This window comes from Brevibacillus choshinensis (assembly GCF_001420695.1).
Lineage (GTDB): Bacteria > Bacillota > Bacilli > Brevibacillales > Brevibacillaceae > Brevibacillus > Brevibacillus choshinensis.
The window spans coordinates 2,047,283-2,063,004 of record NZ_LJJB01000010.1 but is presented as its reverse complement, the minus strand read 5'-3'; the positions used below and the strand labels follow the sequence as shown (position 1 = coordinate 2,063,004).

General features: G+C 48.2%; 12 protein-coding genes. 1 reads left to right on the top strand and 11 read right to left on the bottom strand.

What is annotated here, in order from left to right:
* Positions 1-18: 18 nt before the first annotated feature.
* Positions 19-327 carry a 30S ribosomal protein S10 gene (rpsJ, locus tag AN963_RS19940; protein ID WP_005828858.1) on the bottom strand — a complete coding sequence of 103 codons (309 nt, stop codon included), beginning with the start codon at positions 325-327 and terminating at the stop codon, positions 19-21.
* Between the two features lie 355 nt (positions 328-682).
* Between rpsJ and AN963_RS19935 the strand changes: the two genes are divergently transcribed.
* On the top strand, positions 683-1,081 hold the full coding sequence (locus tag AN963_RS19935) for a globin domain-containing protein (protein WP_055746208.1): 399 nt from the start codon (positions 683-685) through the stop codon (positions 1,079-1,081).
* 10 nt (positions 1,082-1,091) lie between these two features.
* On the opposite strand, the gene AN963_RS19930 is transcribed toward AN963_RS19935, so the two are convergent.
* The 10 genes from AN963_RS19930 to rplL all read right to left on the bottom strand — a co-directional run bounded on the left by AN963_RS19930 (position 1,092) and on the right by rplL (position 15,718).
* A complete protein-coding gene (locus AN963_RS19930) occupies positions 1,092-2,027 on the bottom strand; it encodes a DMT family transporter (protein WP_055746207.1) in 936 nt (311 codons plus the stop codon).
* Positions 2,028-2,187: 160 nt separating this feature from the next.
* Positions 2,188-3,378, bottom strand: a complete 1,191-nt coding sequence (gene tuf / locus AN963_RS19925) for an elongation factor Tu (RefSeq protein WP_055746206.1) — start codon at positions 3,376-3,378, stop codon at positions 2,188-2,190.
* 116 nt (positions 3,379-3,494) lie between these two features.
* Entirely contained in the window at positions 3,495-5,573 is a 2,079-nt protein-coding gene (gene fusA, locus AN963_RS19920) for an elongation factor G (protein ID WP_055746205.1), read from the bottom strand.
* Between the two features lie 71 nt (positions 5,574-5,644).
* Complete coding sequence (gene rpsG, locus AN963_RS19915; protein ID WP_007716226.1) at positions 5,645-6,115, bottom strand: 30S ribosomal protein S7; 471 nt, start codon at positions 6,113-6,115, stop codon at positions 5,645-5,647.
* A gap of 53 nt (positions 6,116-6,168) precedes the next feature.
* Entirely contained in the window at positions 6,169-6,612 is a 444-nt protein-coding gene (gene rpsL / locus AN963_RS19910) for a 30S ribosomal protein S12 (RefSeq protein WP_005828873.1), read from the bottom strand.
* 121 nt (positions 6,613-6,733) lie between these two features.
* Positions 6,734-6,988, bottom strand: a complete 255-nt coding sequence (locus AN963_RS19905; protein ID WP_055746204.1) for a 50S ribosomal protein L7ae-like protein — start codon at positions 6,986-6,988, stop codon at positions 6,734-6,736.
* A 138-nt stretch (positions 6,989-7,126) separates the two neighbouring features.
* On the bottom strand, positions 7,127-10,753 hold the full coding sequence (rpoC, locus tag AN963_RS19900) for a DNA-directed RNA polymerase subunit beta' (RefSeq protein WP_055746203.1): 3,627 nt from the start codon (positions 10,751-10,753) through the stop codon (positions 7,127-7,129).
* A gap of 29 nt (positions 10,754-10,782) precedes the next feature.
* Positions 10,783-14,325 (bottom strand): DNA-directed RNA polymerase subunit beta, encoded by a 3,543-nt coding sequence (gene rpoB, locus AN963_RS19895; protein WP_055746202.1) that lies wholly within the window; start codon positions 14,323-14,325, stop codon positions 10,783-10,785.
* Positions 14,326-14,638: 313 nt separating this feature from the next.
* Complete coding sequence (locus AN963_RS19890; protein ID WP_055746201.1) at positions 14,639-15,235, bottom strand: class I SAM-dependent methyltransferase; 597 nt, start codon at positions 15,233-15,235, stop codon at positions 14,639-14,641.
* A gap of 120 nt (positions 15,236-15,355) precedes the next feature.
* Complete coding sequence (gene rplL / locus AN963_RS19885; RefSeq protein ID WP_055746200.1) at positions 15,356-15,718, bottom strand: 50S ribosomal protein L7/L12; 363 nt, start codon at positions 15,716-15,718, stop codon at positions 15,356-15,358.
* Positions 15,719-15,722: the final 4 nt, after the last annotated feature.

Below are 15,722 nucleotides of genomic sequence, written 5' to 3'. Positions count from 1 at the left end.
GTGTCGCGTTTTGGGACCTTACAGTTTGATCTCGATATCCACACCAGATGGTAGATCCAGACGCATCAAAGCATCTACTGTTTGTGGTGTTGGATTCAAAATGTCGATCAAACGTTTGTGTGTACGCATCTCGAATTGCTCACGAGAATCTTTGTACTTATGAACCGCACGCAGGATTGTGTAAACTGCTTTCTCCGTAGGGAGTGGAATTGGACCGGATACATTTGCACCGGAACGCTTCGCAGTGTCTACAATTTTCTCTGCAGACTGATCCAGGATTTTGTGATCATACGCCTTCAAACGAATACGAATCTTTTGCTTTGCCATTTTAGTCCCTCCTTTTTCGCCCATTTTCTAAACAGACATTTCTCCGTGGAAATATCCTGCACCCCGGTCATGGCAAAGGGGCCGGGTGTGTCAGCAACCTCCCACATCATCGCAAGTCCATGACCAACATTCACTATTGTACTAAAAAGCTTTGGGCAACGCAAGTTTTTTCTTAGGCTGCTGCAACTTTTTTGTACAAGCGAGCAAAACGAATTGACTCACTCTGAACATATTACAGAGATCATGGTGGAATAGCAAGCGGGATTGGTTGCCAACTCATTTTCAAAACTATCTATAATAGAAGGAAGACGTTATACTATGAGTGGACTTGTTTACGTAAAGGAGGAGTTCACTGATGTCCAACGACAATCGCACCCCTTATGAAATGATTGGTGGAGCAGATACCTTAGCTCGCCTTGTCGATATTTTTTATGATCATGTAAAACAGCATCCTGATATATCCCCTCTCTTTCCAGATGACTTTACTGAGGTCAAGGAACGACAGTATCAATTTCTTACTCAGTTCCTGGGTGGCCCAACCCTTTATTCCGATCTTCACGGACACCCCATGCTACGTGCTCGTCATATGCGTTTTCCCATCGGCACGGTCCAAGCTGAAGCTTGGTTATCCTGCATGAAGAAAGCAATGGATGAAACCGGGCTCGAAGATAACATTCGTCAACAGATCTTTGATAGGCTGCGCCTCACTGCTCATCACATGGTGAATCAATGGGAACAAAAAGAAGAAGCGTAGGGATTATCCCCTACGCTTTTGTCGTTAAATCGGAAGGCACTACTGTAGGCACGGGTGACGGCTTCGCCTGATTACGAGACCCAAGATACACTCCACCTACGATCATAAGTAATGCTAGCAAGTGCACCAGTTGCAATTGTTCTCCCAAAAACAGTGCAGCAAACAATAAACTGGCCAATGGCATACCATTCAAAAACATCGCTGTTCTACTCGCTCCCAGCTGACGGATACCGTAATTCCATCCCACCGAGCCTATTGCTGTTGAGAGCACGGCCGAAGCCAATATGACAAGCCATTGAAATGGAGTTACTTCCAGACCTATATAATAGGAAGCCGGCTGAATCATTAGTGCAGAAATCCAAAGAAAAAAAACTCCAAACCATTGTGACATTACCGTAATCAGCAAAACGGGTACTCCTCGTAAAGCGAGCTTTCGAATGAGCAATCCACCCGTTACATACATCAGCATTGAGAAGAACATAATGGCGTCTCCCCAGCCATTCATATGAATACCACCATGCTGAGAGATGACAACAATCAACACCCCTGCGAAACCAACCGCGATTCCCAACCCTTTTCGCCAAGACATCCCTTCACCCAGCAATAACATCGCTAACAGCGCAGTCGCTAATGGGTTCAGACCTAAAATAAGTGAAGCATTCCCTGCTGAAGTATACTGTACTCCCGTCGCGAGTGTGATTTGATGAAGAGCAATCGAGCTTGCTCCGACTCCGGCAAGCAATATCCAGTTTGTCGTTCCAACGCGAAGATTTTTACGGTATTGATAAATAATTGGAGCTAAGATAATTCCGGCAATCGTCATTCGGATCGCTGCAACATACATAGGCGGAAACATCGTTAGGTATTTCACCATGACGACATTCAGTCCCCACAGCGTTACTACGCCCGCCAACATTAAAAACAACAAGCGCTCTTTGTTTCTCATCTCTTCTGCCCCCATCCAAATCCTGTTCGTATTGTAGCACATTCCTATCCCACTACCGCCTGAATCATTTTGATGGGAGTTATGAAAATATCCGATAATTGGAAAAGCCAAAATAAAAAAACCCGACAACATATAGCTGTCGGGTTTTTGTATGAATCGATTAGGATTCGATGGAAGCTACAACACCAGCGCCTACTGTACGGCCACCTTCGCGAATAGCGAAGCGAGTACCTTGTTCCATCGCTACTGGAGCGATCAGTTCAACGGTGAACTCAGTGTTGTCGCCAGGCATGATCATTTCAACGCCTTCTGGCAGTTGGATGATACCTGTAACGTCAGTTGTACGGAAGTAGAATTGTGGACGGTAGTTAGCAAAGAAAGGAGTGTGACGTCCGCCTTCTTCTTTGGACAGAACATAAACTTCTGCTTTGAACTTGGTGTAAGGCTTAACGGAACCTGGTTTCGCCAAGCATTGTCCACGCTCGATGTCTTTACGTTCAACACCGCGCAGCAGAGCACCGATGTTGTCACCAGCTTGAGCGGAATCCAGCAATTTGCGGAACATCTCAACACCAGTTACAGTTGTAGTTTTTGTTTCTTCAGCCAAACCGATGATTTCTACTTGCTCACCAACTTTAACAACACCACGTTCTACACGACCAGTAGCAACGGTACCACGACCAGTGATCGTGAACACGTCCTCTACAGGCATCAGGAACGGTTTGTCAGTTGCACGCTCAGGAGTTGGGATGTAGGTGTCAACAGCGTCCATCAACTCAGCGATTTTAGCTGCCCATTCACCAGTTGGGTTGTCCAAAGCTTCTTTAGCAGAACCTTTGATTACTGGAGTGTCGTCACCTGGGAACTCATATTGAGACAGCAGGTCACGGATTTCCATTTCAACCAGTTCCAACAACTCTTCGTCGTCTACCATGTCGCATTTGTTCATGAATACTACGATGTATGGTACACCTACTTGTTTGGACAACAGGATGTGTTCGCGAGTTTGTGGCATTGGGCCATCAGCTGCGGATACAACCAGGATTGCGCCGTCCATTTGAGCAGCACCAGTAATCATGTTTTTCACGTAGTCCGCGTGACCAGGGCAGTCAACGTGAGCATAGTGACGGTTGTCAGTTTCGTACTCAACGTGAGCAGTGTTGATAGTGATACCGCGCTCTTTTTCTTCTGGAGCAGCGTCAATTGCAGCGTAGTTCATAGCTTGTGCTTTACCTTGAGTTGCCAATACAGTTGTGATAGCAGCAGTCAGGGTAGTTTTACCATGGTCAACGTGACCGATAGTACCGATGTTAACGTGTGGTTTATTCCGTTCAAATTTCGCTTTTGCCATGAGAAAAAGCCTCCTTATAATAAGGGTATATGTGTTGAAGAAAGGTTTACCTTACGAATAGTTGTCCCTTCAATATTGTAAACCTTTCCTGTTTCAAGATAAAGTCGAACCAGAAATTATTCGCCTTTGGATTTCTTAACGATTTCTTCAGCGATGAATTTCGGTACTTCTTCGTAGTGGTCGATAACCATGGAGTAAACGCCACGGCCTTGGGTACGGGAACGAAGAACTGTAGAATAACCAAACATCTCGGACAGTGGTACCATAGCACGGATTACTTGTACGTTAGCACGAGCTTCCATACCTTCGATACGACCACGACGGGAGTTCAGGTCACCCATAACATCGCCCATGTACTCTTCAGGCATTGTAACTTCTACTTTCATGATTGGCTCGAGCAATACTGCGCCACATTTTTTCGCAGCTTCCTTCAGTGCGAGGGAACCTGCTACTTTAAATGCCATCTCGGAGGAGTCGACATCATGGTAGCTACCATCTACAACAGTAGCTTTGATATCTACCAGCGGGAAGCCAGCGATAACACCATTTTTCATCGATTCTTCGATACCCGCTTGAACAGCAGGGATGTATTCACGCGGTACTACACCACCGACGATTTTGTTTTCGAATTGGAAGCCTTGACCAGCCTCGAGAGGAGCAAACTCCACCCAAACGTGACCGTATTGACCACGACCACCGGACTGACGAACGAATTTACCTTCCACTTTAGCTGGCTTACGGAATGTTTCACGGTAAGCAACCTGTGGTGCACCTACGTTCGACTCGACTTTAAATTCGCGTTTCAGACGGTCAACAATGATCTCCAGGTGAAGCTCACCCATACCAGAGATGATCGTTTGACCTGTTTCTTCATCTGTACGAGTTCTGAACGTTGGATCCTCTTCAGCCAGTTTGGACAGGCCGATACCCATCTTGTCTTGGTCTGCTTTGGATTTTGGTTCGATCGCAACAGAGATAACTGGCTCTGGGAAATCCATGGACTCCAGAATTACAGGAGACTTTTCATCACACAGAGTGTCACCAGTTGTGGTATCTTTCAAACCAACAGCTGCAGCAATGTCACCGGAGTAAACCGTTTGGATCTCTTCGCGGTGGTTTGCGTGCATTTGCAGGATACGACCAACACGCTCGCGTTTACCTTTGGTAGAGTTGAGCACGTAAGAACCGGAATTCAGAACGCCGGAGTATACGCGGAAGAAAGTCAGACGGCCTACATACGGGTCAGTCATGATCTTGAACGCAAGAGCAGAGAACGGACCGTTGTCGTCAGCAGGACGTTCAACTTCGTCTTCAGTGTCAGGAAGAGTACCTTTGATAGCAGGGATATCTACCGGAGATGGCAGATAAGTTACTACGTTATCGAGCATAGGTTGAACACCTTTGTTACGATAAGAAGAACCGCACATTACAGGTGTCAATTTGCACTCGATAGTACCCTTACGCAGAGCAGCACGAATTTCGTCGTTGGTCAGCTCTTCGCCTTCCAAGTACTTCATCATGAGCTCTTCGTCTTGTTCTGCTGCTGCTTCAACCAAAGCGAGGCGAAGCTCTTCACATCTGTCTTTCAGATCAGCTGGAATTTCAGCAGAGTCAGAAGTTTTACCCAAGTCATCAGTGTATACGATTGCCTTCATTTCGATCAGGTCAACCATGCCTTTGAATTGGTCTTCTGCACCAATTGGATATTGGATTGCTACTGGATTAGCACCCAGGCGAGATTTGATCTGGCCCAAGCACATATCGAAGTTAGCACCGATGATATCCATTTTGTTGATGTAGCACATACGCGGTACGCCGTAGCGGTCAGCTTGGCGCCATACAGTTTCGGTTTGCGGCTCAACGCCACCTTTTGCGTCAAAAACGGTTACAGCACCGTCAAGAACGCGCAGGGAGCGCTCAACTTCTACAGTGAAGTCTACGTGGCCTGGTGTGTCGATGATGTTGATTCGATGACCATTCCATTGAGCAGTAGTAGCAGCCGAAGTGATGGTAATACCGCGCTCTTGCTCTTGTTCCATCCAGTCCATGGTAGCTGCACCTTCGTGCACCTCACCAATTTTATGAACGCGACCAGTGTAGAACAGAATACGCTCAGTCGTTGTCGTTTTACCAGCATCGATGTGAGCCATGATACCGATATTACGCGTATTCGGCAAAGAGAACTCGCGAGCCATTCAGGTATGCTCCTTCCATACTCGTGTTTTTGAATAAACGGGTATCCAAGTCGGACACCCGATTCAATTTCCTACCAACGATAGTGAGCAAACGCTTTGTTCGCTTCAGCCATCTTGTGCGTGTCTTCACGCTTTTTCACTGCTGCACCGGTGTTGTTAGCAGCATCCATGATCTCGTTAGCCAGACGTTGTTCCATGGTTTTCTCACCGCGGTTACGGGAGTAGTTAACCATCCAACGCAGACCAAGAGTGGTGCGGCGCTCCGGTTTTACTTCGATTGGTACTTGGTAGTTAGCACCACCTACACGGCGAGCTTTAACTTCAAGTACTGGCATTACGTTTTTCAGTGCTTCTTCGAAAACTTCCATCGGGTTGCGACCTGTGCGCTCCTGGATGATGTCAAATGCGTTGTAGAGAATGTTCTGAGCTACACCGCGCTTACCATCCAACATCAGACGGTTAATCAAACGAGTAACCAGTTTGCTGTTGTGAATAGGGTCAGGCAGCACGTCACGACGGGTTACAGGACCTTTACGAGGCATCGTATTCCCTCCTTCTTTTCGTTATCAATTCACGCCACTTCACAGGCGTTTTCTTATTTCTTTTTCGCTGCTGCAGCTGCTTGACCTGGCTTCGGACGCTTAGTACCGTATTTGGAACGACCTTGTTTACGGTTGTTCACACCAGCAGTGTCAAGAGCACCACGAACGATATGGTAGCGTACCCCTGGCAAGTCTTTTACACGACCGCCGCGCACAAGCACGACGCTATGCTCTTGCAGGTTGTGGCCAATACCACCGATGTAAGCTGTTACCTCGATACCGTTAGTCAAACGCACACGAGCGTATTTACGCAACGCGGAGTTTGGTTTTTTCGGAGTCATGGTACCTACACGGGTGCAAACACCACGTTTTTGAGGAGAGCTTTGGTTGGTTTGGCTTTTCTTGAAGCTGTTGTACCCTTTTTGAAGAGCTGGGGACTTCGACTTCACAACCTTATCCTCGCGACCTTTACGTACCAATTGGTTAATTGTAGGCATGATGTTACCTCCCTTCTTAATACCCAATCTCAAGACCACAGATCCAGGTGAGTCATTTTGAGGTCAAATAGAAAGTCCTTGTCCAAACTTACGCAACGTGTAAACACGGACAAAAACATCGTTAACCACTTTTTTTAATCGCGGCAGTAGCCGCTCCCACTTCGATTCCGCACGCTTTGCCTAAACGATGCATGGAATCTACATGAATGACTGGAACACCCTTCTCTTTGCAAAGGAGCTCGACTTTTTGGGTCAAACGCTTATCAGCATCAATAGCGATATATACCGCTTCTACCTGTTGGTTTTCAACAGCTTTAATCGTTTGTTTGATACCGATCGTTAACTCCTTGGCCCGCTCTACTTTTTCATAAGACATGATTCTCATATCCTCCAAAGTACAGATGTCAGGCACACTTGAATATAATATCAGGTGGGCTTTCGAATGTCAACGGCCCGACTACTATTTTTTTAATTTGGAAAGCGCCCACGTAAAAGCATGGGCGCTTTTCCCTGACTACTCGACAGAAACTGCTTCTTGTTGCGCGTTCAACGCTTCAAGCTCTGTTTCGTAATCTACTTGACTTGCTACTTTGATATTGCGGTAACGGGACATACCTGTACCAGCTGGTACCAGTTTCCCAATAATTACATTCTCTTTCAGACCTAGCAGGCGGTCCACTTTTCCTTTGATCGCTGCATCGGTAAGAACACGAGTCGTTTCTTGGAAGGAAGCTGCCGACAGGAAGGAGTCGGTTTCGAGGGACGCTTTTGTAATCCCCAAAAGAACCGGACGGCCAACTGCAGGACTTCTGCCTTCGATCAAAACTTTTGCGTTCGCTTGCTCGAACTCAGGAACTTCTACATAAGAGCCTGGCAAGAGATCTGTATCGCCACTGTCGATGACACGCAGTTTGCGGAGCATCTGACGAATCATAACCTCAACGTGCTTGTCGTTAATTTCTACCCCTTGCATACGGTAAACTTTTTGTACCTCTTGCAAGATGTAGTTGGAAACGCCGCGCATGCCGCGAACTTTCAGCATTTCTTTCGGGTCTACAGAACCCTCAGTGAGCTCATCCCCGGCATTCAGCTTGGCACCAACAGAGACCTTGATACGCGAGCCATACGGAGCAGCATACACTTTGTTTTCGGCTTCCCCACGAACTTCAATTTCACGACGATCTTTACCTTCGCGAATATCGACCACTTCCGCGTCGATCTCGGAGATAACGGCTTGCCCTTTCGGATTACGTGCTTCGAAAAGCTCCTGAATACGCGGCAAACCTTGGGTAATATCATCTCCCGCAACCCCACCGGTATGGAAGGTACGCATGGTCAACTGTGTACCAGGCTCACCAATGGACTGAGCAGCGATGATACCAACTGCTTCCCCAACTTCCACTTCGGCACCTGTTGCCAGGTTGCGTCCGTAGCACAACTTGCAGACACCATGGCTGGTACGGCAAGCAAGTACATTACGGATATATACTTCTGTAATGCCTTCATTCTCGATATACTCGGCAACTTCTTCGGAAATCTCCTCGTTGCGGCCGATAATTACTTCTTTGGTTACAGGATGACGCAGCGTCTCGAAGCATGTACGTCCAATGAGACGGTCAGACAGCTTCTCGATTTCTTCCTTACCATCCTTGATAGCTGTAACGCGAATACCTTTATCGGTTCCACAATCTCTTTCGCGGACAATCACGTCTTGGGCAACGTCTACGAGACGACGGGTCAAGTAACCCGAGTCCGCTGTACGCAATGCCGTATCGGCGAGACCTTTCCGCGCACCGTGCGTGGAGATAAAGTACTCCAATACGGTCAGACCTTCACGGAAGTTCGATTTAATCGGCAACTCGATGATTCGACCAGATGGGTTGGCCATCAGACCGCGCATACCAGCCAGCTGAGTGATCTGGGATACGTTACCACGGGCACCGGAGTTCGCCATCATGAAGATCGCATTGAACTTATCCATCGATTTCATCAACACTTCAGTTACCTCATCCTTGGCTTTGGACCAAATGGAGATAACGCGGTCATAGCGCTCGTCTTCGGTAATCAGACCGCGACGGAATTGCGTCATGACAGTTGCGACTTTAGCATCGGCTTCATCGAGGATGTCTTTCTTCTTACCTGGTACAGCAATGTCCGCTACGGCAATCGTGATACCGGCTTTCGTGGAATACGTAAAGCCGAGTTCTTTGATTTTGTCGAGGATCATCGATGTTTTCATAGTACCGAAGCGACGGAAGCACTCGGAGATGATTGTACCCAGGAAGCCTTTTTTCACAGCACCCGGATCTGGAAGAGCTTTGACAAACGCGGTTACATCGGTACCTTTTTCGAAAATAAAGTACTCATCCGGAACCATGTTTTGCAGGTTTGATTTTGTCGGAGAATTAATGAACGGCAGCTCTGGTGGGAAGATCTCATTGAAGATCACTTTCCCTACAGTTGTGACGAGCAGTGCATTCTCTTGACGTTCGGTAAAGCTGGTTTTCTTCAGGCTCTTCGCTGGAATGGCAATACGCGTCTGCAAGCTCACAAAGCCTTGTTGGTACGCTGCAATTGCATCGTGCGGGTCACGATAGATGGTACCCTCACCGCGGTCGCCTTCCCGTTCCAACGTAAGGTAGTAAGAACCAAGCACCATATCCTGGGATGGAGTTACTACTGGCTTACCGTCTTTCGGGTTCAAGATATTTTGCGCTGCCAGCATGAGGATGCGTGCTTCTGCTTGCGCCTCAGCGGACAACGGAACGTGTACAGCCATTTGGTCACCGTCAAAGTCCGCGTTGTATGCAGTACATACGAGTGGATGCAGACGGATTGCGCGACCTTCAACCAATACTGGTTCAAACGCCTGGATACCCAGACGGTGCAAAGTGGGGGCACGGTTCAGCAGTACTGGATGCTCGCGAATAACATCTTCGAGAACGTCCCATACTTCAGGCTGAACGCGTTCTACCTTGCGCTTTGCGCTCTTGATGTTGTGAGCGAGGCCTTTTGCCACCAGTTCTTTCATCACGAACGGCTTGAAGAGTTCCAGTGCCATTTCTTTTGGCAAACCGCACTGATACATCTTCAGGTTTGGTCCTACTACGATAACGGAACGACCGGAGTAGTCAACACGTTTACCGAGCAGGTTTTGGCGGAAGCGTCCTTGTTTCCCTTTCAGCATGTGGCTGAGGGATTTCAACGGACGGTTACCCGGTCCTGTTACTGGACGTCCACGACGACCATTATCGATAAGCGCGTCCACTGCTTCCTGCAGCATCCGCTTTTCGTTTTGTACGATAATGTCAGGAGCACCCAGTTCGAGCAGGCGCTTCAGACGGTTGTTCCGGTTGATCACACGACGGTACAGATCGTTCAGGTCGGAGGTAGCGAAGCGGCCACCATCCAATTGAACCATCGGACGAAGCTCTGGCGGGATCACTGGCAGTACGTCCAGTACCATCCAATCCGGGTGGTTACCGGAGTTGCGGAAAGCCTCGAGTACTTCCAGACGTTTGATCGCACGGTTGCGACGTTGTCCTTGTGCCGTTTTCAGATCTTCTTTCAACGTTTCCACATCTTTATCCAGATCGATCTCAGCGAGCAGACGCTTGATCGCTTCTGCACCCATCATCGCTTGGAAAGAGTGGCCGTATTTTTCCCGATAGTTGCGGTACTCTTTTTCGGAGAGTAGCTGCTTTTTATCGAGAGGTGTATCGCCTGGGTCAGTTACAACATAAGAAGCAAAGTAGATTACTTCTTCCAGGGAACGCGGAGACATATCGAGAACCAAACCCATACGGCTTGGAATCCCTTTGAAGTACCAGATGTGAGAAACTGGGGCAGCCAGTTCAATGTGCCCCATACGCTCACGACGTACTTTGGCGCGAGTCACTTCCACGCCGCAACGATCGCACACAACACCTTTATAACGAACGCGCTTGTATTTACCGCAATGGCACTCCCAGTCTTTGGTCGGTCCAAAGATGCGTTCACAGAACAAGCCGTCTTTTTCCGGTTTCAGTGTACGGTAGTTGATCGTCTCCGGCTTTTTGACTTCCCCGAAAGACCACGAACGGATCTTATCGGGGGAAGCCAAGCCGATCTTCATATATTCGAAGTTGTTCACGTCTATCACAGGGCGTTACCTCCCTTTGTACCGGAATCTTACTCGTCCTCGTTCAAGCTTCCGCCTTCGAGTACGAGGTTCAGTTTTTCACCGCTACCCTCATCCTCGTCTTCCATTTCACGCATTTCAATCTCTTGCTCGTCTCCAGACAGGATCTTCACGTCCATACCCAAGCTTTGCAGTTCCTTGATCAATACTTTGAACGACTCAGGAACGCCTGGTTCTGGAACGTTTTCTCCTTTGACAATCGCTTCGTACGTTTTCACGCGACCCACGACGTCATCGGACTTGACGGTAAGGATTTCCTGCAAGGTGTAGGCAGCACCGTATGCTTCCAGTGCCCAAACCTCCATCTCCCCGAAACGTTGTCCACCAAATTGAGCTTTACCGCCCAATGGCTGCTGGGTAACGAGAGAGTATGGTCCCGTAGAACGGGCGTGGATCTTGTCATCCACCAAGTGAGCCAGTTTCAGCATGTATACACAACCGACTGTAACACGGCGATCAAACGGTTCACCTGTACGACCATCGAACAGGATCGTTTTTCCGTCACGGTCCAACCCGGCTTCATCCAGTGTTTCGAATACTTCTGCTTGGCGCGCACCGTCAAATACCGGTGTTGCCACGTGAATACCCAAGAGCTTGGCTGCCATACCCAAGTGAGTCTCCAGTACCTGACCGATGTTCATCCGCGAAGGTACACCCAACGGGTTGAGAACGATCTCTACTGGCGATCCATCTGGCAGGAACGGCATGTCTTCTTCGGCCATGATCCGGGCAATAACCCCTTTGTTACCATGGCGTCCCGCCATTTTGTCACCCACGGAGATTTTCCGTTTTTGGGCGATGTAGACACGTACAAGTTGATTTACGCCAGGAGGCAGCTCGTCGCCGTTCTCACGTGTAAATACTTTTACGTCTACGATAATACCGGAACCACCATGCGGTACGCGCAGGGATGTATCGCGAACTTCACGTGCTTTTTCTCCGAAAATCGCGTGCAAGAGTCGCTCTTCTGCTGTCAGCTCGGTAACCCCTTTAGGTGTAACCTTACCTACCAGAATATCGCCATCCTGAATTTCCGCACCCACACGGATAATTCCGCGTTCGTCCAGGTTTTTCAGCGCGTCTTCCCCTACGTTCGGGATGTCACGCGTGATTTCTTCTGGACCGAGCTTGGTGTCACGAGCTTCGGATTCGTATTCCTCGATATGGATAGACGTATAAACGTCATCTTTAACCAGTTTTTCACTTAGAAGAATCGCATCTTCATAGTTGTACCCTTCCCACGTCATAAACGCGACGATCACGTTACGACCGAGAGCCAATTCACCTTTTTCAGTGGATGGGCCGTCACCAATGATATCGCCTTTTTCAATCCAGTCGCCGCGGCTTACGATCGGGCGTTGGTTGATACACGTACCCTGGTTGGAACGGATAAATTTATGCATTTTGTACTTGTCGATATCCCCAGCAACTTTCTTGCCGTCGATTTCCTTGTAACGACGAATCCAGATCTCACGGGCAGTCACACGTTCTACTTGACCCGGATGCTTGGCTACGATCGCTACCCCGGAATCCTGTGCTGCTTTGTGTTCCATACCAGTACCGACGAACGGTGCTTGTGGAATCAAAAGCGGAACGGCCTGCCGCTGCATGTTGGAACCCATCAGCGCGCGGTTGGCGTCATCGTTTTCCAGGAACGGAATCAATGCTGTCGCGACAGATACAACCTGTTTCGGCGATACGTCCATGAAGTCAACCTTGTCACGTGGTACGCTCAGGATCTCACCTTTACGTCGGCAAATAACCATGTCGTTGACAAAGCGTCCTACTTCATCGAGTGGTTGGTTTGCCTGAGCCACGTTGAACACATCTTCTTCATCCGCTGTCAGGTAGCTGATATCGGTCAAAACGTAACCGGTCTCTGGGTCTACCTTACGACGAGGCGTCTCAATAAATCCGTAGTCGTTGATGCGTGCAAAGGACGACAGGGAGTTGATCAAACCGATGTTTGGACCCTCTGGCGTTTCAATTGGACACATACGACCGTAGTGGGAATGGTGAACGTCACGCACTTCAAAGCCAGCGCGCTCACGTGTCAAACCACCAGGTCCGAGTGCAGAGAGACGACGTTTGTGCGTCAGCTCAGCAAGCGGGTTTGTTTGGTCCATGAACTGAGACAACTGCGAGCTTCCGAAGAACTCCTTCAGTGAAGCAATCACTGGACGGATGTTGATCAGTGCCTGCGGTGTAATCTGGTTCTGATCCTGGATGGACATGCGCTCGCGTACTACGCGCTCCATACGAGACAACCCGATACGGAACTGGTTCTGCAAGAGCTCACCCACGGAACGAAGACGACGGTTACCCAAGTGGTCAATATCGTCTGTAGAACCTACACCGTGCAGGAGGTTCATGAAGTAGTTAATCGCCGATACAATATCGGAAGGGGTAATATGTTTGAACGATTTATCTACATTTCCGTTTCCGATTACCTTGATGATTTTTCCATCTTCAATCGGAGAGAAAATATTAATTGATTGCAGATGAATCGCTTCGTCTTCCAAAACGCCGCCATGTGTACGAACGTCAATGAAGTTGATGTCCCCTTCAAGTGCTGGCAGGATACGATCCAAGATACGACGATCGATCATTTGACCAGCTTCGGCAAACATCTCGCCCGTGCTCGTATCTACCAATGTTTCTGCCAAACGTTGATTGTACAGGCGGTTTTTCAGATGAAGCTTTTTGTTCATTTTGTAACGACCAACAGAAGCGAGGTCATAACGCTTTGGATCGAAGAAGCGAGAGATCAAAAGGCTCTTCGCGTTTTCGACTGTTGGTGGCTCACCCGGACGAAGGCGCTCATAGATTTCGATCAGCGCTTTCTCAGTAGAGTCGGTATTGTCTTTTTCCAGCGTGTTCTTGATGTACTCGTCTTCACCCAGTAAGTTGAGGATCTCGATGTCAGAACCAAAGCCCAGTGCACGCAAAAGAACCGTTACCGGGATTTTTCGCGTACGGTCGATGCGGACATAAATTACGTCTTTCGCATCGGTCTCCAACTCCAGCCATGCCCCACGATTCGGGATTACAGTAGCTGTAAACGTCTGCTTGCCGTTTTTGTCCACTTTGGTGTTGTAATATACACTGGGGGAACGAACAAGCTGGCTGACAATGACACGCTCAGCCCCGTTAATAATGAAGGTTCCCGTTTCAGTCATGAGCGGGAAATCCCCCATGAAGACTTCTTGTTCCTTCACTTCACCCGTCTCTTTGTTCAACAAACGTACCTTCACACGCAGAGGCGCCGCATAGGTGACGTCACGTTCTTTCGACTCGTCAACATCGTACTTCGGTTCTCCCAAGCTGTAGTCGATAAACTCCAGCACGAGATTACCTGTGAAGTCCTGGATTGGCGAAATGTCTTGGAACATCTCACGGAGCCCCTCATCAAGGAACCATTGGTAGGACTTTTGCTGAATCTCGATGAGATTTGGAAGGCCCAGCACTTCGTTAATACGTGAATACGTACGACGCTGGCGGTGTCGGCCACTTTGAATCACTTTACCTGCCAACTTATTCACCCCTCAGGTTGTGTTTTCACACACAGAAACTTGGCATTCGGCCACTTCAGAACGCAGACGAATGCCTCAAAATTAAAAATGGGTTAAACCAGTAAAGCCATTTTTAACCCAGAGGAACTCTATTTTAAAAGAATTCCCATGTTTTTACTCGAACATTCCTCCCAAAGGAAAAAAGAAGAAAATGCTTGACAGACAGGGAATTACTGAAAAATAGACATTTATCCCATATTGACATTTTATAATGCTACCACAATGAAATATACGCGTCAAGAAAACTTTTCTAAGATTAGTTTCTTGACTTTTTCTATTTCACTGCCCGGAAAATGAAATAGCCTTTGGAACGGTCTACTTCTTCTACTTCACGGTACATTTCCTGCAACTTCTTTAATGCAGACGGAGCGCCCTGCTTCTTTTGAATGACCACCCACATCTCTCCGCCTTCCGCGAGAAGATCGTAGCCTTCCGTAAAGATACGGTGAACAATCTCTTTTCCCGCGCGGATCGGTGGGTTCGTCAAGATGACATCAAACGTTTCGCCTTGCACTCCGCTATAAACATCACTGACGCGGATATCGACATTCTTGATGCCATTTCCTTCCGCATTTCGACGAGCGAGATTGACTGCGCGTTCATTCACGTCAATCATTGTCACTCGCCCTTGCTCAGCGAGTCTGGCAGCAGTCAAGCCGATGGGACCGTAACCACAACCCACATCGAGTACTCGCGCACGGGGAGCTACCTTCATCGTTTCGATTAGCAGTACACTACCGAAGTCGATTCGATCGCGAGAAAAGACTCCCGCATCCGTATAAAAGCGCAGCTCGAACCCACGTAGTAGAAAAGAAAATTGCTGTTCATCATGCGCAGCACCTGGTCGATTGGTGTAGTAGTGATCTGACACGTATGTGATCCACCTTTCCTCATCCATACAACAAGCATTGGTAACGCTCTAACGTACACAGTAAAGACCTACAGAAAAACCCCCTGCCGCAGGCAAGGGGAATTCCATTAGGAAGCTAACTTACTTTACTTCTACTTGAGCGCCAGCTTCTTCGAGTTTTGCTTTGAGAGCTTCTGCTTCGTCTTTGGAAACGCCCTCTTTGAGTGTTTTTGGAGCGTTGTCTACCAGGTCTTTTGCTTCTTTCAGACCCAGACCAGTCAGCTCACGAACAACTTTGATAACGTTGATTTTGGAAGCGCCGCCGCTTACCAGAGTTACGTTGAATTCAGTTTGCTCAGCAGCAGCTTCAGCAGCGCCACCAGCAACTACAGCTACAGGAGCTGCAGCAGTTACACCGAATTCGTCTTCAATTGCTTTTACCAAGTCGTTCAGTTCGAGAACGGACATGCCTTTGATGGCTTCCAAGATTTGCTCTTTAGACATTTTG